At 34.6% G+C, this 19,737-nt stretch carries 17 protein-coding genes; 12 read left to right on the forward strand and 5 right to left on the reverse strand.

All coding sequences use genetic code 11. The annotated features are described in order from the left end of the window. Nucleotides 1-169 precede the first annotated feature (169 nt). Nucleotides 170-463, reverse strand: a complete 294-nt coding sequence (locus A5821_RS00930) for a rhodanese-like domain-containing protein (RefSeq protein WP_086312517.1) — start codon at nucleotides 461-463, stop codon at nucleotides 170-172. 283 nt (nucleotides 464-746) lie between these two features. On the opposite strand from A5821_RS00930, the gene licT reads away from it, so the two are divergent. From licT to A5821_RS00945, 3 genes are all read left to right on the forward strand, one after another. Continuing rightward, entirely contained in the window at nucleotides 747-1,589 is an 843-nt protein-coding gene (gene licT, locus A5821_RS00935; protein WP_086312519.1) for a BglG family transcription antiterminator LicT, read from the forward strand. A gap of 183 nt (nucleotides 1,590-1,772) precedes the next feature. Then, on the forward strand, nucleotides 1,773-3,662 hold the full coding sequence (locus tag A5821_RS00940; RefSeq protein ID WP_086312521.1) for a beta-glucoside-specific PTS transporter subunit IIABC: 1,890 nt from the start codon (nucleotides 1,773-1,775) through the stop codon (nucleotides 3,660-3,662). Between the two features lie 162 nt (nucleotides 3,663-3,824). Continuing rightward, entirely contained in the window at nucleotides 3,825-5,273 is a 1,449-nt protein-coding gene (locus tag A5821_RS00945) for a glycoside hydrolase family 1 protein (RefSeq protein ID WP_086312523.1), read from the forward strand. A gap of 81 nt (nucleotides 5,274-5,354) precedes the next feature. On the opposite strand, the gene A5821_RS00950 is transcribed toward A5821_RS00945, so the two are convergent. Then, nucleotides 5,355-6,263: a helix-turn-helix domain-containing protein gene (locus A5821_RS00950; RefSeq protein WP_086312525.1), complete on the reverse strand. Its 909-nt coding sequence runs from the start codon at nucleotides 6,261-6,263 to the stop codon at nucleotides 5,355-5,357. A 736-nt stretch (nucleotides 6,264-6,999) separates the two neighbouring features. On the opposite strand from A5821_RS00950, the gene A5821_RS00955 reads away from it, so the two are divergent. The 8 genes from A5821_RS00955 (at nucleotide 7,000) to manA (ending at nucleotide 14,928) form a co-directional block, all read left to right on the forward strand. Next, complete coding sequence (locus tag A5821_RS00955; RefSeq protein WP_249921811.1) at nucleotides 7,000-7,578, forward strand: guanylate kinase; 579 nt, start codon at nucleotides 7,000-7,002, stop codon at nucleotides 7,576-7,578. Between the two features lie 148 nt (nucleotides 7,579-7,726). Beyond that, nucleotides 7,727-8,374, forward strand: coding sequence for a TetR/AcrR family transcriptional regulator (locus A5821_RS00960; RefSeq protein ID WP_086312529.1), 648 nt, complete (start codon nucleotides 7,727-7,729; stop codon nucleotides 8,372-8,374). Nucleotides 8,375-8,594: 220 nt separating this feature from the next. After that, nucleotides 8,595-9,758: an efflux RND transporter periplasmic adaptor subunit gene (locus A5821_RS00965; RefSeq protein ID WP_086312531.1), complete on the forward strand. Its 1,164-nt coding sequence runs from the start codon at nucleotides 8,595-8,597 to the stop codon at nucleotides 9,756-9,758. An 11-nt stretch (nucleotides 9,759-9,769) separates the two neighbouring features. Then, entirely contained in the window at nucleotides 9,770-10,480 is a 711-nt protein-coding gene (locus A5821_RS00970) for an ABC transporter ATP-binding protein (protein ID WP_086312533.1), read from the forward strand. Next, nucleotides 10,477-11,712, forward strand: coding sequence for an ABC transporter permease (locus A5821_RS00975; protein WP_086312535.1), 1,236 nt, complete (start codon nucleotides 10,477-10,479; stop codon nucleotides 11,710-11,712). The genes A5821_RS00970 and A5821_RS00975 overlap by 4 nt, the downstream gene beginning before the upstream one ends. A gap of 298 nt (nucleotides 11,713-12,010) precedes the next feature. Further along, nucleotides 12,011-12,847: a VOC family protein gene (locus A5821_RS00980; protein WP_086312536.1), complete on the forward strand. Its 837-nt coding sequence runs from the start codon at nucleotides 12,011-12,013 to the stop codon at nucleotides 12,845-12,847. Nucleotides 12,848-12,873: 26 nt separating this feature from the next. Then, nucleotides 12,874-13,911, forward strand: coding sequence for a serine hydrolase domain-containing protein (locus A5821_RS00985; RefSeq protein ID WP_086312538.1), 1,038 nt, complete (start codon nucleotides 12,874-12,876; stop codon nucleotides 13,909-13,911). Between the two features lie 42 nt (nucleotides 13,912-13,953). Continuing rightward, a complete protein-coding gene (manA, locus tag A5821_RS00990) occupies nucleotides 13,954-14,928 on the forward strand; it encodes a mannose-6-phosphate isomerase, class I (RefSeq protein ID WP_086312540.1) in 975 nt (324 codons plus the stop codon). A 57-nt stretch (nucleotides 14,929-14,985) separates the two neighbouring features. Here manA and A5821_RS00995 read toward each other — a convergent pair whose 3' ends face one another. From A5821_RS00995 to A5821_RS01005, 3 genes are all read right to left on the reverse strand, one after another. Further along, nucleotides 14,986-15,681 carry a type 1 glutamine amidotransferase gene (locus tag A5821_RS00995; protein ID WP_086312542.1) on the reverse strand — a complete coding sequence of 232 codons (696 nt, stop codon included), beginning with the start codon at nucleotides 15,679-15,681 and terminating at the stop codon, nucleotides 14,986-14,988. Between the two features lie 82 nt (nucleotides 15,682-15,763). After that, nucleotides 15,764-17,101 carry a Mur ligase family protein gene (locus tag A5821_RS01000; RefSeq protein ID WP_086312544.1) on the reverse strand — a complete coding sequence of 446 codons (1,338 nt, stop codon included), beginning with the start codon at nucleotides 17,099-17,101 and terminating at the stop codon, nucleotides 15,764-15,766. A gap of 218 nt (nucleotides 17,102-17,319) precedes the next feature. Further along, nucleotides 17,320-17,958, reverse strand: coding sequence for a helix-turn-helix transcriptional regulator (locus tag A5821_RS01005; RefSeq protein WP_086312546.1), 639 nt, complete (start codon nucleotides 17,956-17,958; stop codon nucleotides 17,320-17,322). A 417-nt stretch (nucleotides 17,959-18,375) separates the two neighbouring features. Here A5821_RS01005 and ssnA point away from each other — a divergent pair, with 417 nt between their 5' ends. Continuing rightward, nucleotides 18,376-19,710 (forward strand): putative aminohydrolase SsnA, encoded by a 1,335-nt coding sequence (gene ssnA / locus A5821_RS01010; protein ID WP_086312548.1) that lies wholly within the window; start codon nucleotides 18,376-18,378, stop codon nucleotides 19,708-19,710. The last annotated feature ends 27 nt before the right edge of the window (nucleotides 19,711-19,737 follow it).

Below are 19,737 nucleotides of genomic sequence, written 5' to 3' on the forward strand. Positions count from 1 at the left end.
CTATTTTACTAATAAAAAGTAAGAAAATCAATGATTTTTCCTAAATTTCATAAAAAAGAGTGCGAATCAAAACTAAAAAAACAGTTTTGATCCACACTTATAGAATAAATGATACTAAAGAGAAGGTTATTTGAAACGAAAGATTGTTGAACTATCTTCTTCTATTTTATTAAGATGCAGTTGATAGTTGTTGCATTCCACCAATTACATGGACAGCATGGAAACCTTTAGAGGCCATAAATGATGCAATAACTTCAGAACGACGACCAGTGTAGCTAATAATATGATAAGTTTTCTCTTTATTCAGCTGTTTTAACATATTGGGTAAAACAGTAGCAGGGAGTGACATTGAATGTGCTAAGTGACCTTGCAAAAAGCTTTCAGTTTCACGAATATCGATGACATTAAGTTGATTTTCAGTGTAAAGTGTTTCAAAATCAGGAGTAGAAATTGATTCAAACATGTAGCTCATCCTTTGAAAATATGTATTTTTTTAAAACTATGGGATAGATTGTAACGCTTTTTAAGGGAGTTTGCAATCTGGCTTTGACAATTCTTAATGTTTGTCTAAAAAAATTCTTATTTGTTTTATTTGAAAAGGGTTGCAAATGAATGAGATTAATGTTATGCTGTGCATGTAATAAGGATTGTTACTGTTCGGCAGGCAAAACCAGAATCTTCCATATCAGTTTGTTTGGGCGGATTCTAGGTTTTTTTCATTTGTATTTGTAAAAGTGAGGTTCATCATGTATATTGAAAAAATTTTAAACAACAATGTCGTTATGACAAAAAATGAATCAGGTGAAGAAATCGTCTGTATGGGCCGAGGACTAGCGTTTCAAAAAAAAATCGGTGATGTAATCGATCCAACTTTTATTGAAAAAGAGTTTGTTCTTAAAGACTCGATCACTTCAGGTCAGTTTCAGCAGTTGTTTGCAGATATTCCTGTAGAAGAAGTGGAGATTGTTAAAAAAATTGTGGATATTGCAGAAGAGGAATTAGGGATCGAGCTTTCGTCTAATATCTATTTGACGCTGACTGATCACATTCATTATGCGATCATGAGGGCTAATGAAGGACTTGAAATGCCTAATCCACTGATGTTTGAAACAAAAAAGTTTTATCCTAAAGAATTTGCTATTGCTAGAAAAGGTGTGGCACTGATCAAAGAAAAATTAAATATTGATTTTTCGGAAAGTGAAGCAGGATTTATTGCATTTCATATTGTAAACAGTGAGCAAGCAAATGGAAATATGGAAGTGACAATGTCAGCTACCGAAATGGTAAGAGACATTCTGACGATCATTAGCCGTTATTTTGGTAAACCATTTGATGAAGATTCACTGAATTACCAAAGAATTGTAACGCACTTACAGTATTTTGCTCAACGCTATTTGCAAAATGAAGCACACGACGAAGAAGATGATTTTCTTTATGAGTTGATTCAAAGTAAGTATCCAAAAGCATTTCAATCAGTACAAAGAATCAATGATTATCTAGTCAAGAAATATCAAAAGCCCATCGATAAAGCAGAACAAATTTATTTGACGATTCATATTCAGCGAGTAGCTGGAGAGAAAAAAGTGTAGCATTTATTTTTATTAAAAAATTCAACTTTCAATCGAAGCGGATTGTTACTGTTTAGCAGGCAAAACCTAGATTGAAAAAACAACGGATTTATCTATATTTATGTCTTTTTAAGTATAGTAAAATCATTGTTTTTTCAGTTTAGGTTTTTTTATATAAAAAATTAAGGAAAAGGGGCATATAAAATGAGTAAAAATCAAGAAATAGCTGAACGCGTTTTGACGCTAGTCGGCGGAGAAGAAAATGTTAATAGTGTAGTTCATTGTGCAACTCGCTTACGTTTCAAATTAAAAGACGAGGAAAAAGCGAATACTGACAAACTAAATCAAGATCCAGATGTGATCCAAGTTGTTCGAAGCGGCGGTCAGTATCAAGTCGTGATCGGTAGTCATGTTAGTGATGTCTATAAAGAATTAATGGCTCATAGTGGTTTAGGTGATGATGATTCAGAAAAAGAGGAAGGTCCTAAAGGAAACATTTTTAATCAACTGATTGACATCATTTCTTCTATATTTACTCCTTTCTTAGGGGCAATGGCTGGAGCCGGAGTTTTAAAAGGGTTTTTAACTTTAGCGGTTACATTAAATTGGTTGACAGCTGAATCTGGCGTTTATGTTGTTCTTTTTGCTATTGCAGATGGTATCTTTACATTTCTACCAATTCTTCTAGCATTTACTGCTGCGAAGAAATTCAAAACAAATGAGTTTTTAGCAGTCTGTTTAGCAATGGCACTTGTTCATCCAAGTATTACTGCATTGGCTGGACAAACATTAAGCTTTGCTGGAATTCCAGTGATCATTGGTGCTAGTGCATATACATCATCTGTTATTCCGATTATTCTAGCTGTATATGTTCAAAGTCATGTTGAGCGTTTCTTTAAGAAAGTAATTCCTTCTTTCTTACAAATTATCTGTGTACCTTTGGCTGTATTCCTTGTAATGGCACCAGTTACTTTTATTGCAATTGGTCCAATCGGAACGATTTTAGGTGATTTACTAGGAAAAGGATACGATAGTATTTACGGTATCAGCCCAATTATTGCTGGTGCAGTTATGGGTGGGTTATGGCAAGTCTTTGTAATGTTCGGCATGCATTGGGGCTTTGTTCCAATCATGTTGTTAAACCTTTCAGCAGCAGGTGGTGGTGTGGATACAATGGCACCAATGCTTTTACCAGCTGTATTAGCCCAAGGCGGAGCTGCATTAGCAGTCTTCTTTATGACAAAAAATGTGAAATTAAAAGGTTTAGCGCTATCTTCAACAATCACATCAGTTTTTGGTATTACAGAACCAACTGTTTATGGTGTCACTTTACCACTTAAAAAACCATTTATTGCTGCTTGTATCGGTGGAGCAGTCGGTGGAGCATTTATCGGTTTCAGTCACGTTCAAAACTATGTATTTGGTTTAATTAGCTTGTTGAGTTTACCAGGCTTTATTCCACAAGATACAAAAGATACTTCAGGATTGATAGCAGCTGTCATTGGAACTGTGATTGCATTTGTGATTGCTTTTGTCTTAACATTTATTTTAAAATTTGAAGATAAACCAGAAGATGGCACTCAAGCTTCTACGAAAGATGACGTTTCTAACTTAGATGCACAAAATGGCAATAAAAATGATAAAATAGTTTTAACAAGCCCAATTACAGGTACAATCGTTCCTTTAGATAAAGTTGAAGATCAAGTATTTTCTTCAGGCGCATTAGGTAAAGGTATTGCAATCGAACCAACAATAGGTGAGCTTTATGCTCCAGCTAATGGAGAAATCACAACATTATTTCCAACTGGACATGCAGTTGGGATCACAACAGAAGATGGTGCAGAAGTATTAATGCATATTGGTATGGACACAGTTGAAATGGATGGGGACGGATTCGAAATCGCAGTAAAACAAGGGGATAAAGTCAAGCAAGGAGATCTGTTAGTAAAATTTGATATTGAAAAAATCAAAGCGGCAGGACATCCTGTGGTGACACCTGTTGTGGTTACAAATAGTGGTGACTATTTAGATGTATTAGATATGGATCAAACAGATGTTTTACATGGAGAAGATTTCTTAGCAATCGTACGTTAATTGATTTTAGCTCAACAAGCTTTTAAGCTGTCTAGCTTTAAGAGCCGTATCTCGGAAAAAAGATAAAATCAGCTTGTGACCAAAAACGTCATAAACTAATTTTCCTATATTTCAGTAATACAAACCAAATCATTACGCTTTTAAATTTAGGAGGAAAAACATATGTCAAACAAAACAACAGTATTTCCAGATGGATTTTTATGGGGTGGTGCGACTGCAGCCAATCAACTAGAAGGAGCTTATCGCTCAGATGGCAAAGGATTGTCGGTTGCAGATGCAATGCCAGGTGGCAAACAACGTTTTCAAATTTTAGGTAGTGATACGTTTAATTGGGAAATTGATGAGGACAAATTTATTTATCCTAACCATCGCGGAATCGACCATTATCATCGTTTCAAAGAAGATATTGCGTTATTTGCAAAAATGGGCTTTAAATGTTATCGTTTCTCAATTGCTTGGGCTAGAATTTTCCCTAAAGGTGATGAAGCGACACCAAATGAAGCAGGCTTAAAGTTTTATGATCAAGTGATTGATGAGTGTTTGAAACATGGAATCGAGCCTGTGATCACGATTTCTCATTATGAAATGCCATTGCACTTAGCAAAAGAATACGGTGGTTGGAAAAATCGTAAAATGATCGACTTTTTTGAAAATTATGCCACAGTTGTTTTAACTCGTTATGGTAAAAAAGTGAAATATTGGATGACATTCAACGAAATCAATTCTGCATTCCATTTTCCTGCGTTAAGCCAAGGAATGGTCAAAGCAACAGGTGCAGGAGATTATCAAAATATTTTCCAAGCATGGCATAATCAATTTGTAGCTAGCGCTAAAGCTGTTAAAATTGGGCATGAAATCAATCCTGATATGCAAATTGGCTGTATGATCATTTATGCAACAACATATAGTATTGATGCAAATCCAATCAATCAAATGGCAACGCTGGCTCAAAATCAAGAATTCAATTTCTATTGTACAGATGCCCAAGTTCGTGGCGAGTATCCTGCATACCAACAACGCATGTTTGATAAATATGGTGTGTCTGAGTTGGAGATGGACGCAGATGATTTAGAATTAATGAAAAAATATGCAGTAGACTATATCGGATTTAGTTACTACATGTCTTCTGCAGTTAACGAAACGGCTGTAGAGGAAGATACGGTAGTAGGAAACCTATTAGGAGGCGTTCGCAATCCCTTCTTAGAAGCAAGTGAATGGGGCTGGCAGATCGATCCTGAAGGGTTGAGAATTGCTTTAAACGAATTGTACGATCGTTACCAAAAACCTTTATTTATTGTCGAAAATGGCTTAGGTGCAATCGATAAAGTAGACGAAAATTTTTATGTAGAAGATGACTATCGTATTGATTATTTACGTCGTCACATTGAAGCGATGTCAGATGCAATCAAAGATGGTGTGGATTTAATGGGCTACACACCGTGGGGCTGTATTGATTTAGTGAGTGCTTCAACAGGTGAAATGAGTAAACGCTATGGCTTTATCTATGTTGATTTAGATGATAATGGTGAAGGTACAATGAATCGCTATGAGAAAAAATCATTTAACTGGTACAAACAAGTGATTGAAACGAATGGACAAAATTTGAAATAAAAATCGAAACAGAGCTGTAATTTAGAATCTTTTTCTAAATTACAGCTCTGTTTTATAATTGTATAAGAGATACTAGTAAACTCAACATTTAAATAAGCCGTTCGGAAAATCATTTTTACTAATCAGGGCAAAGTTACTGTGAGTTAAGTATGTTACCTCTTTTTTTAAGATTTCAGCTTGATCAATATCGCCAATGTTTTCGAGTAATTTAATAAAATCATAAATATATTCCATGTATTGATGTTCTCCGGTTACTAAATATTCAAGTAAATTGTTTAAATACTGAAGATTCATCCGAAAATGATAGTTTTTTCCTGCCTTGTCTTGCTTTTTTGCCATGGTTAAATATTTTGTGGCGCCCTCGTAGTCCTTAGCATGAATTCTAGACGAAATTAAGTTAGTTAGCATATTATAAGCAAAGTTTATAGTCAACGGATCCCGTAGAGATTCGTCAGCAATGGGAAGGGCTCGAAAAAGAACTAGATCTTGTTGTTTTATACTAAAAAATCTAATTGTATTTGCCAGGATTAGATAATCATATTGCTGGTAATAATCCTTCTTTAGCAGATAATCAACAATTTTTTGAACTTCTTCACCAGTGAGAGGAGGGATTTCTTTCCAATATTGGGAAAAATAAACTTTGATAACAATATAATTCGAAAATTCTTTTAAGTTATGTTGAAATTTGGCTAATTTGAGATAGTAATCAATTAGTTTTTGCTTCGTAGTTTGGTTATCTAAATGTTCAGCGCAATAATAAAATAGCTCTCTAAACTTTTTTTGTTCTTTATCTAAAGAAACTCGTGAAAAAAATTCTTCAGGAGAAAGAGATAATTTTTTTAAAACTTCTGCTAACGTATCGATTCGGATGATTTGTTTTCCATGTTCAATTCGAGAATAGGAGGAAGGGTCTAAATGATCGTCCAACATTTCTTTCTGTGTAAGGTGTAATTTTTTTCTAAAAAAACGTAATGTTTCGCCTATATTCATATGTTTCACTCCTAAAAATTGCACGTATGATATAAAAATCAAGAATTACTAGATAAAGTTCGATTATTAAAAAAATAAGCCCTTTTTTATGTTTTTTATGCAATATAATCAAATTGTTGTTTATTTCCGCCAAATCATTTGATAGTATGGAGTGGTAGAAGTCACTTATTGACAGAATAACTTTTAACTATTTGAATGATTGGAGGAATGAAAAATGGTTTTAGGTGTTGCAGCAGCATTAGTTGGTTTGTATGCTTTTATCGTTATCCCTTAAAAATACATGCATCCTCTAACACATCAAAGCTTGGGGAAGTTTAGTGCTGTTAGAAGATGCATGAAGAGTATTAAAAAAAATACTATTTATGTAATTATATCATATAAAAAACAAATTGAAAGCTATTTTTTACTATATTAGGTTTTTAATTTTTAGAAATTGTAAAATAAATTTGAATGACTAGAAATAGGATGAACCATCTATTTCAAAATAAAACGCTCACGGTAGTGAAAGTGAGTGATCATTAAGCTTAATCGATTGTAAGTGACTTAAAGTTGATGTGTACTTTAAGTCTAAGCGATTTAATTATGATAGTCATTGATTTGAGTGAGGAAATTGTTAAACAAATGATTTTGCTGGCAATCATGACTGGATTTATCCTCATGATTGCTTATTTTCTTTTTTATTGAAGCGAAATACTGATTGTTGTATAGTGAGTTTATTGAGGGGGAATGATGATTGATGATAAGCCAACTAAAACATCCATTCTTTGTTATTATTGGTCCTAGCGGCTCAGGGAAAACTAAAGTAGCGGAAGCAGTTTTTCCATCAGATTATAAAGTGATATCTCATACAACTCGCCCAATCCGAAATGACGAAAAAAATGGTGTTGATTACTATTTTGAAACGAAAGAACAATTTGAGAAACTACTAAATGATGGAGCTTTAGCAGAATATGATACGTATCACGGGAATCAGTACGGTGTAGGAATTGAGGAATTGATTCAAAAAACATCCAATCACTATGCGTATGATGTATTAACATTTCAAGGATTCCAAGAAATCGAAAAACAATTTGGCTACATGGTTATTCCGATTTTTTTAGATGTATCTAAAAAAAATGTATTATCAAGATTACAAAGTAGACAAGATGATGCAGAGATTCTAAAACAACGAGGAGAGCTGTATGATCAAGATTCATATAATATAAATAAAGTGATTGCTTATTCAAATCACTATATAATTGATGGAAATCAATCATTTGAAAAAGTGGTTAGAGATGTAAAACAGACAGTAAATGAGGTAGTGGAAAAGAGCTGAAACAAAGTCGGCTTTTTCACTATTTTTTTGTTTCAAAAAGATTATTAAAATAAAGAATTCATCTTTTCTATTGTTTTTTCATATCATAGTGATATAATGACAAGGTGTCATGTGACGCTTTGTCATATAAAAGAAAGGGATGCAATAGATGCCAAAAAAGACGTTTTTTCATTTAACAGAAGAGAAACAGCAGAGACTGTTAGAGGCAGCCTCAAGTGAATTTTCCAGAACCTCTTTGAAAGGGGCATCAATCGCCAATATTGTGAAACTAGCCGAGATACCCCGTGGTAGTTTTTATCAATATTTTGAGGATAAAGAAGATCTATATTATTATTATTTTGAATTGTTGCGACAAAAACGTAAAAAAAATATTGAAAAATATCTTAAAGAAGCTGATGGCGATCTATTTAAGGGAATGGAAGTATATTTTACAAAAGTAATTTTTGATGTGTTGACTGGAGAACATGCGTCATTCTATCAAAATTTTTTTATGAATATGGATTATCAGGCAACTAATCGAGTTTCTCCTCAATTTACAAGGAATGATGAAAAAGGGGCATACAGGCAAAAAAAACGTCATGGGCATGAACTGTATAAACTGATTGATCGTTCTAAAATATGTATTCAGGACGAACACGAATTCAAGATGTTAATGCAGATGATTATGAATACCGTCTATTCTTCTATCGCAGAAGGATATCGCCAACTTGAAGAAAATCCTAAATATAATATTGAACAGCTAGTTGATGATTTTAAGACCAAATTAGGTTGGTTGAAAAATGGAATTTGTAAATAGTAATAAGAGAAAAATGAAAGCACTGAAATAAAAGAATTTATTCTTTTTAATTCAGTGTTTTTATTTGTGAAAAAAAACGAAAATTCAGACTTTTCAGCTAATTACAAAAATGTAAGTTGTATGATATAGCGAATAATGGTTAAATGAAAGAGTAGGATATCTAAAGTTATTAAAATGATGTAGCTTTATGAAACGAAAAAAGGAGATGAGGAGAAGAGTGATGAAAAAAAGAACAATGATCATTATAGGGATAGTTGTAGTAGTACTTATTGGGATCTTTATTCTTCCAGGTTTATTGGGAGGAAAAAAAGAGGCTGGACCTGAAAAGAAAACAGCAACTGAAGATTTAGGAATCGAGTATTTCGAAGTTCCTGATATTGAACAAGTATACATCAATGGTGTGGTACAGCCAGAACAGGCTGAAGCATTTTCAAAAGATACAAAAATGACAAGTACTCCTGAAATCAAAGTGAAAAATGGCGATGTTGTCGAACCTGAAACAGAACTATTTACGTATGAAGATAAAGAAATAACAAAGGAAATTGAAGCACAAAATAATACGTTAAGCAAACTTGCAACAAAAAAACAGAATATTTATAACAAATGGAATCGAGCGATTGATAACTTTAATAAAACAAAAGAAGAAGAGCGAACGACATCAGGCGCTGCTATCGATGAACAACACCAAGCAGAAGTTGATGGTGTAGACGAAGAAATTCTCTTTTCAAATGAAACGATTGCTGATTTATCAGCAAAACAGTTTGTTTCAACAAAAGCAAAATTCAAAGGACGCGTTTCGATACCAGAAGTCAAAGACGAGAATGCACCAATTCTTCGTCTAACATCAGATGGCTTATATGTTGCTGGAAAAGTAAACGAAAAAGACTTAATGAAAATAGCAGTAGATCAAAAAGCAAATCTTTCAGTGGTTTCAAGTGGAACAACTGTTACAGGGAAGATTTCATATATTGACGATAATCCACCGGAAGCACAATCTAATCAAAACCAGAGTGAAGGGAATAGTGCGGATGCTTCAATGTCTACTTATAATGTAAAACTATCTCTTGATAGCTTAGAAGGAATCAAAAATGGCTATCATATGCAAGCAACTGTTAACTTAGGAGATAATAAACCTATTGAAGTTCCTAAAAAAGCAATTCATGATCAGGACGGAAAAAAATATGTTTTAGTTAATGATTTTGGGTCAGTGATCCGTCGCGATATTCAAATAGGTGAAGACAAAGGGGATCAAACAGTTGTTAATTCTGGTTTGGAGTCTGCTGATCGGATCATTGTTTCTTCTAAGAAAGAAGTCAAAGAAGGCGATTTGATCGGTGATAGTAATGAAGAATCAGGAGAAACAGTACCAGCAGCTAAAGAATAGGAGGAGCTCATATGATACAAGAAGAACAAAGCCCGCGACCTCTCATTCAGATGCAAGCAATCAATAAATATTTTCCAGTCGGAAAAGAAAAATTGCACGTTTTAAAATCATTGGATTTGACTATCAATGAAGGTGAATTTATTATGATCATGGGAAAATCAGGAAGTGGAAAAACTACCTTGATGAACATTATCGGTTTTCTAGACCGAGTTTCCGATGGCAATTATCTTTTTAAAGGAGAAGATGTTTCTAAGCTTTCAGAGAATAAAAAATCCGAGTTTCGAAATGAGTATCTTGGTTTTATTTTTCAACAATTCTTTCTGATCAATTCATTGAATGTTAGCCAAAATGTACAATTACCTTGTGTTTATGAAGGGAAAAAAAGCAATGAAGAAAAACGTAAGATTGCTGAAAAATATTTAGAGTTAGTTGGTTTAGGTGAAAAAACAAAAGCAAAAGTAAATGAATTATCTGGTGGACAACAACAGCGTGTAGCAATTGCGCGTTCTTTAGTAAATGATCCGCTTTTGATCATGGCTGATGAACCTACTGGTGCATTGGATAGTGAAACAGGGACGGAAATCATGGAGTTATTGACGCAGTTGAATCGACAAGGAAAAACAATCGTAATGGTTACCCATGATAGCGACATGAAAAAATATGCTACTCGAGTCATTCATATGAAGGATGGACGTTTTCTTGAAGAAGAGGTGATTCGATGATCTCAAATTTATTGATTAGCACATTATTAAGCTTACGAGCCCACAAACTGAGGGTATTTTTAACAATGATCGGCATCATTATTGGGATTGCCTCCGTTGTGACGATTTCAACATTAGGTGAAGGTATGAAAAAACAAGTAATGTCGGCAACCAGTGTGATGAATACAGATGTTGTTAAGTTGCATTATACAATGCAAGATGAAAGCTCGAATGGCATGATGTCTTATGAAGAACCAGACTACAGTTTTTCTAGAGTGGATATGAAAAAAGTCAGAGATATTGAGGGGATTGAATCCATTTATCCTCAATATGGTGATGGTGTGATGGGCGATAATCTATCAACTCAGTTGGATTATTTTGGAGCCAAAGCAAATTTGATGGTTACATCGAATAGAGGACAAAATAATGTGAAATATGGGCGAGATTTTGATGAACGTGATATCAACAAAGATGTGATTATTCTAAATCATGAAATATTTGACACGAGTTTAAAGATGGATGACCCAGGTGAATTGATTGGAAAAGCTGTTTCAATCAATGGATACATGTACAAAGTAATTGGTATTTTAGAACCGTTTAATTATGAATCGCTGGATAATTCTGAAGCAATGTCTATTGATTGGAACACAGTGTCTAGTAGTTTTGTATCGAGAAGTTCATACAATAAACTTGCAACATCGAAATCAATCAGTGGTATTAATTTCAAATTAAAAGAAGGCACTGATAAACAAGCGGTCATTGCCCAAGCTGTTGCTATTTTAAATGAAAGACATCCTGATGTAAAAGGGATTTTTAAAGAAAATGATCAAGAACAGAAAAATCAGAAGCAAATGGAAGAGGCAATTGGTGGTATGACAATGTTCTTAATGGCTGTTACGGCAATTTCTCTTTTAGTTGGTGGAATTGGTGTGATGAATATCATGTATGTTTCTGTAACTGAAAGAAAACGCGAAATTGGTATTCGCAGAGCGATTGGGGCAAAGCCTCGGATGATTTTAATGCAGTTTCTTTTAGAAGCAGCGTTTATTACTTTGCTAGGAGGTTTGATCGGTGTTGGATTAGGGTATCTCCTTTCAACTTTAGTCGGTGGTTTCGTCGATATTGTACCAGTAATGACACCGGCAATCTTTGCTATATCAACAGTGGTATCTATTCTTACGGGTGTTATATTTGGGATTATTCCTGCAATTAGTGCATCTAGAATGGATCCGATCAAGGCCATTTATAACTAAGAAATATCTCTAATTATTAGCGCTAAAAGATGTATGAATTAGATATTCTGCATCTTTTTTTGTTTTCAATGATTAATTGGATCAGTTGTATGCTAATCGAGATACCTTTTATAAGGTAATATAGATTATCTTGGCATGTAAAAACTCCTTTCAATTTTGGAATTGGTATAGGAGAATAAAAATACAATTTCTCAAAAATTTCCTATATTTGTTATTTTTTTGAAAAGAGCATTTACTTGCTGAAATCACTGGAGATGTTTAGAATAAAAGTAGGGAGACATTCGGAGGGGGAAGACGAATGGAAAAGTTTCAATTATCAGAAGATGTATATATAAAAACGGTTGCACTTCGAGTAAAAGATGTAGAGAAAATGGTTAGCTTTTACAAAAATGTGTTGGGGTTTGTTTTAAAGTTGGAAGAGAATAATCTATCTATTTTCGGCTCGCAAGAAAAAGAGAGTCGTTTATTGATATTAGAAGAAATAGATTCTGAAGAAGATCGATTGGAAGTCTCTGATAAATCGGTCTGCTTTTCTTTGTTGATTCCAACAGAAGAAGAGTTTGGTAGTCTTTTAAGAAGAATTACAGCACATAATTATCCTATCTATAAATCAGTACAAAAAGGTCAACGAAAGAGTGTGTTTTTAGAAGATCCAGAGGGGAATGAACTGGAAGTTAGTTATCAAGGTTCTATAGAACAAGGGGAAGAAAAAGTTGAATTACTTGATATACAGCCATTGATACAACGAAGTAAAGTTTTATACTCAAGCTTGTCGTCAGGCGTACGATTTGATCGTATTAAGCTACGTGTAGAAGACAAAACAGAGCATCATTCTTTTTATCAAGATATTTTGGGAATGACTTCTGAAAGTGATGGAGCTGACGCTCTTTCAATGAATAATCAGAATTTTTGGGTTCATTTAGATGATCCAATCAAGCAAAATGAGCCAAAAAAGGACTCTAAAGAGGCTCTAGGATTGGATTTTTTTGTTCTAACGTTAACCCATGTAGATGAGATGAAGAAATTAAAACAGCATTTAGAAGATCAGAAACAAGAATTTTTTGTGGATAAAAAATTAACGATTTTGACCATTTATGATCCAAGTGAAATTGAATGGTGGTTTGTTAGAAATTAAGGAAATACAAATGAGGTAAATAAGTGATGTATGAAAAAACTAAGGAAAAAATCGAAGAATTAATGGATCAAGGGGTTTTTCCAGGTGTTAGTTTTTCGTTTATAAAGGACGGAAAAACAGAAGACCATACTTTTGGAAATGCTCAACTATTACCCACAATCGAACCGCTGAATCGTTCGTTACTTTTTGATGTAGCATCTTTGACCAAAGTCGTTTGTACCACAACGGTAGTCTTACAACTAAAAGAAGCAGGAGTAATCAACATTGATGCACCATTTAAAAAGTACTACTCAGCATTTGAAGATGAAAAAATAACGATTCGTCATTTGCTGACCCATACTTCTGATATTAAAAGTTACATTGAAAATCGAGATCTTTTAACAAAAGATGAATTGCGAGCAGCTTACAATCAAGTGCAATCAGGTGAGAAGTTAGGTAAAAAAGTTGCTTATACAGACACTGGCACAATTTTACTTGGGTTTATGTTAGAAGAAATAATCGGTAAAGAGGTCATTACGATTTTTAAAGAGCGTGTTTTACAGCCATTAGAGATGACTGCAAGTACTTTTTTACCGACGGATGCATCTAAAGTCGTACCAACTGAAAATCATGTTGTTAGAGGATTGATACGTGGAACAACACACGATCCAAAAGCATTTATTTTAGCCGAACATGCTGGAAATGCGGGACTATTCACGAATTTGACAGATCTAAAAAAATTTACAACAATGTATTTGAATAAAGGGCAATATAATGAAAAGAGAGTTCTTGAAAAAAATACGATCGATTCATTGCTAGTCAACCAAACACCTGACAATTGTGGAAATCGCTCATTAGGTTGGGATTTAAAAGATGACTTGACGGGGCGAGGGGTATTGTTTCATACTGGCTATACAGGTACTTTCTTATTGATCGATCCTGAAGAGCAAGAAGGGTTTATCTTCCTTTCTAATCGCGTTCATCCAGTAGATAAGAGAGCAGAGTACATTGAAAAAAGAGATGAACTTATTGAAATTTATTTAAAAGAAAAAATAACAAACAAAGATGAATCGCTTTCTTTTTAGTGGTATAATTGACGAGTATAAATGGAAGGGAGTCTCTAAACTATGCAGCAACCTTTATTTTTAAAACCAGTGTTTCAAGAAAAAATTTGGGGTGGAGATCGTTTACACACTGTATTCGGTTTTGATCTACCAAGTGACAAGATTGGGGAAGATTGGGCTATTAGTGCTCATCCTCATGGTGTAAGTACAGTGGAAAATGGTGATTTTTCTGGTCAAAAACTAGATGAACTTTGGACAAATCATCGTGAGTTATTCGGTAATGCCAAAGGAGATGTGTTTCCTTTATTGACGAAGATTTTGGATGCTGAAGATGATCTATCTGTACAAGTGCACCCAGATGATACTTATGGATTAGCGCATGAAGGTGAACTTGGAAAAACAGAGTGTTGGTATATTATCGACGCTGAACCTGGAGCAACCATCATTTATGGACATAATGCTAAGAGCCGTGAAGAACTTGAAGCGATGATCAAGGAAGAACGCTGGGATGACTTATTAAAAAAAGTTCCTGTTAAAAAGGGAGACTTTTTCTACGTACCTAGTGGAACGATCCATGCAATCGGTAAAGGAATCATGATTTTAGAAACACAGCAAAGTAGTGATACGACATATCGTGTATATGACTACGATAGAAAAGACGATCATGGACAAGCCAGAGAATTACATGTACAGCAATCAGTTGATGTAACTACTGTTCCTGCAAAAGATGCGCAATTGTCGATCCAACAACAGAACCAAGGACAATCTAGCATTATTACGTATTTGAAAACATCTTTTTTCAATGTCTATGAATGGCAAGTTAGAGGGGTGCTGAATTTAAAGAAAAATGCACCTTATACACTAGCTACAGTTATTGAAGGTATCGGTCGTTTGATTATTGAAGATGTAGATACAGTTAACAGTGACAGTTATGAATTGACCAAAGGAACAAGCTTTATTTTACCGAATGACATTGCTAAATGGCGTGTTGAAGGTGATTTGACGATTATTGCTTCAGAACCTGGAGTAGATGCATAAAGCAAAAAAAGTGTTAGGAAAATTTTCCTAACACTTTTTTGTTTTAGACAAAATCAGTTACTCAACGATTATCATGTCTTTAGGTACATTAAATGGCTCGTTGTATTTTTTTTCTAGGGCTGTTTTGATCAACCGAATGGCTAGATTTTCATTACGAGCTAGGATTGGTCCGTGGAAGTAGGACCCGAAGACATTTTTATAAATCACGCCCTCGGAGCCGTCTTCGCTGTTGTTTCCTTTTCCCTGGATTACTTTCCCTAATGGACGTTCTCCTTTTCCTAAAAATGTTCGACCATTATGATTTTCAAATCCATAATAGGTTTCATTAAATTCTTCGTTATGGATCACGATATCTCCAATATAGCGGTTATTATCTTGACTTAATGTGTAATGATCTAAAGCTGCTATTCCGTGGATTTTTTCCCCTTTAGCCCCCATATAATAGTGACCTAACAATTGGAAACCACCGCAAATTGCCAGCATTACACCGTCATTTTCGATATATTCAGTCAAGGTTTCTTTTTTTGTTTGGATATCTTCTGAAATAATCAGCTGTTCAAAATCTTGACCTCCGCCAACAAAAACTAAATCATATTTATTTGGATCAAAAGGCTCATAAATACTGATGATTTCAGAGCGGAAGTTCACATTCATTTTTTCGGAAAGGTATTTTAACATAAGTATGTTGCCATTATCACCGTAAGTATTCAATAAATTTCCGTATAAGTGACAGACAATTAATTCTTTTGGCACTAATCATTCCTCCTTGTATAAATAGATGATTAACAACAGTTTTTTTTGAATTTTATTGAAATCATAGAAAAGTACGATGCAGTTAGTTTTTTAGGTAACCTTGTGCAGTTAGTGATTTTCTTAACTGTAGAACAGCTGTATATGTGGCTAAAATATAAACATGTTCTGTCGGCAATTCTTTGATTGCTGTAATCACGTTGTCTAAATCAGGAATTTCTTTCAAATTATCTTCAGGGATTCCCGCGACTTTTAAGCGTAAGGCCATATCTGAATGGCGATCACCACCAGCGATTACTTCGGGAATATTCATTTTAGCTAAGGCTTCATGATCACCATCCCAGATCCAACTAATATCAATACCATCTGCGTAATTTGCGTTCAATAAAGAGACAAGAGAGAAAGAATATGGAGCAAGAGCCATCATATCAATGACTTGATTCAAACCAACAGGATTTTTGACCAGAATTAAGGTACATAGTTTACCATTGATATTGATTGTTTCTTGACGACCAAAGACTTTTTCATCATAGCTTAAACCTGCCTTGATTTTCTCTGATGAGACGCCGTAATGTTCAGCAACTGCAGTAGCGGCCAAAGCATTATACACATTGTACATGCCACCAACTGCGATACTATATTCAGCACCGTCGATCACAAAATTCGCAGAAGTATTGTCCATTTTAACCATTTCGGTTAATTGCACGTCAAGCTCTGGTCGATGGAAACCACAGTTTGGACAATAATATTTACCGAGGTTAGCATAGGTGATCATTTTATAGTGTAAAATATGATGACATTTTGGACAAAGCAATCCATCTGTGTTGTAATGGGCCATTTGCTCTTCATCCGCCTTATGATTAAAACCATAATATTTTCTTGGATTAACTGTTTCCACTGAATTGAAGATCGGTGAATCACCATTACAAAGAATTGGTGCATTCGGTGCTGCAGCAGCTCCATCAACTATTAGTTTATACGTAGTATAAATTTCACCATAACGATCCATTTGATCTCGGAAAATATTTGTAAATAAAAATAATTTTGGTTCAATATATTTTGTGACACGACTTAGACTTGCTTCATCAATTTCTAGAACAGCAAATTTTTTCTCTGCCCCTTTAGTTTTAGCAGACAAAAATGTCGAAACGATTCCTTGCTCCATATTCGCTCCAGTTGGATTAGTCAGTACATGGTCGAATTCTTGTCTTAAAATATTTACCGTTAAAGCGGTCGTCAATGTTTTTCCATTTGTACCAGTCACAACGACGATTTCATAATCTTTTGCTAAGGTATCCAAAATTTTTGGATCGATTTTTAATGCTAATTTTCCAGGGTAGCTGCTACCGCCTTTAAAAAAAGTTTGCAGTACCCATTGAGAAGTTTTTCCAGCGGCTATCGCTACGTGACTTCTGATTCCCATAAAGTGCCCTCCAATTTATATCCACTATCGTTGTTGAATTCAACAATAAACTCAATCTATAATACCACAATTAAAAAAAAAAATTAATTCCTTTTACTCTTTCTTACTATATTATGATTTTATCCGCTACTCTATTTAGAAAAGTGAAGAAATAATAAAAACAAAAAATAGACAGTGATGCTCAAAGGGAGCACGACTGTCTATTAAGGGTATGACTATTATTTAGCATCAATGTAACTATATAGAGTATACTTTGAGATATTGAAATATCCAGCGACTTTATCGCCTGATTTTGTCACGAGAAAAGCGCCCTTGCTGTTTAAAAACTGGATACATTTTATTTTATCGTCTTTTGTCATCAAAGGAACAGGTTTTCCAACTAATTTCACTGATTCTTCAATTAAATCATCTAAAAGTTCATTGATATCTTGAGGAATATAATCAGGTTCTTTATCGTTTTCTTGTTCGTCAATCGATACAAGGGATTTTAGAGTTGATTCAGCAGCAATCAGAGCAGTAATATCATAATTGATCGCAAAAATTCCATCTAGACTACCTGATTTATCTTTAAAATATACGGTACTTGATTTTAAAATTCTTCCATCATGTGTTCGGGTTAAATAATTGACATGGTCAATCAAATCAGCTGGATCTTTTTTTAATGCTTCCAAAACTACTTGAGAAGGTCCATCTCCAAGTTGGCGAGAAGAAACGTGACCGTTTTCGATAGATACAATCGTATTGTTTACATTGTTTTCGTTGATCTTATGGATGACGATTTCACAATTCTCACCGAACTGACCAGCTAAAGCCTTTGCGACTTGAGTCAGAAAGTTTAATTTTTCATCTGAGAGCATGGTTTCACTCCTTTCTATAGGAAGTTATGTCAAATATTGGGTAGGTGCTATACGTGTTCTTTCAATGTTATATAGGAAAGAACAGATAAATTACAGTATATCAATAGAAAAAATCAACATTTGTAACTAGCTTTGTGTGTAATGATATCATGCGGTAAATCATAATACAAGACAATGGGCACACTGCACTAAAAAATATTTTTTAGGTAGCATTGTTTTTTTTTAGGTTAAGTGGTATAATTTATTCGAGTTAAGAGAAATAGTTTGCAGTAAATGGGTTTGCAAGCGCTTTTTCGGAGTCGAGTGAGAGTGAAATTGTAGGTGCTTATATCGACTAGATAGTGAATAAATTAACAATATTGTTGTAAGCGTTTTCTGTTTTAGTCAAAAATAATATGAAACTATAGGAGGGCAATGATGTTACTAATAGGAAATGGAAGACTGATCACCAGAGACGGGGAAGGTACATTCATTGGTGATGGTTGTGTCGCAATCGAAGGTCAGAAAATCAAAGCAGTGGGAACGACAGCAAATTTACGGAAAGAGTTTCCAGTAGCTGAATTTATTGATGCAAAAGGTGGAGTGATCATGCCTGGGTTCATCAATATGCATAATCATATTTATAGTACATTTGCTAGAGGACTAAGTATCAATGGCTACCATCCCAAAAATTTTATGGATATTTTGGAAGGTCAGTGGTGGCGGATCGATCGAACATTGAATTTGGAAGACTCATATCATAGCGCAAAAATTGCTTATTTAGATAGTATTAAAAATGGAGTCACGACTGTTTTCGATCATCATGCTAGTTATGGATCGATTGAAGGCAGTTTAACACAACTTTCTAATGCTGCGGATGAATTAGGTGTTCGGACCTGTTTATGCTATGAAGTCTCTGATAGAGATGGTGAAAAACAGATGAAAGCAGCGGTCAAAGAAAATGCTGATTTTATTAAGGTAAGTAGAAGTCGTACTGATGACATGCAAAAAGCTATGATGGGCATGCACGCAGCGTTTACATTGTCAGATCAATCGCTAGAATATTGTGCCGCACATACGCCAGAAGGGGTAGGCTATCATATTCATATCGCAGAAGACATTGCAGATGTATATGACTCATTAACAAAATATGGAAAACCGATTGTAAATCGATTGTATGATCTTGGGATTTTAGGTAAGCAAACGATGGCAGGACATTGTATTCATATCGGGCCTCATGAGATGGAGTTACTGCGAGATACGAATACAATGGTGGTAACAAACCCAGAATCTAATATGGGAAATGCTGTTGGTTGCCCACCTGCGATGCGTATGCTCAATGAGTACGGCATTTTAATGGGGCTAGGTACTGACGGATACACAAACGATGTAACCGAATCATACAAAGTTGGGAATATAATCCATAAACATCATTTAGCAGATCCTAATGCCGCGTGGACAGAGATTCCGCAAATGCTATTTCAAAACAACCCTCAAATGGCAAATCGCTATTTTGAAAAGAAATTAGGTGTCATAGAGCCTGATGCAGCAGCAGATGTGATCGTGTTAGATTACAAAGGACCAACACCAATGACTAAAGATAACTATAACGCTCATATCTTATTTGGTATGAATGGTTCTGCGGTTACCGATACGATCATCAATGGAGAAATTCGTATGAGGAATCGTGAGGTGCAAGGTGTCGATGAAGAAAAAATCTGGCAGGATGCCCAAATACAAGCTCAATCGCTTTGGGCGAGAATTAATAGCTAGTGATTTTTGACTATAAAAATAAAAAGG

The sequence above is a fragment of the Enterococcus sp. 7F3_DIV0205 genome, assembly GCF_002141365.2.
Taxonomy (GTDB): Bacteria; Bacillota; Bacilli; order Lactobacillales; family Enterococcaceae; genus Enterococcus_L; species Enterococcus_L palustris.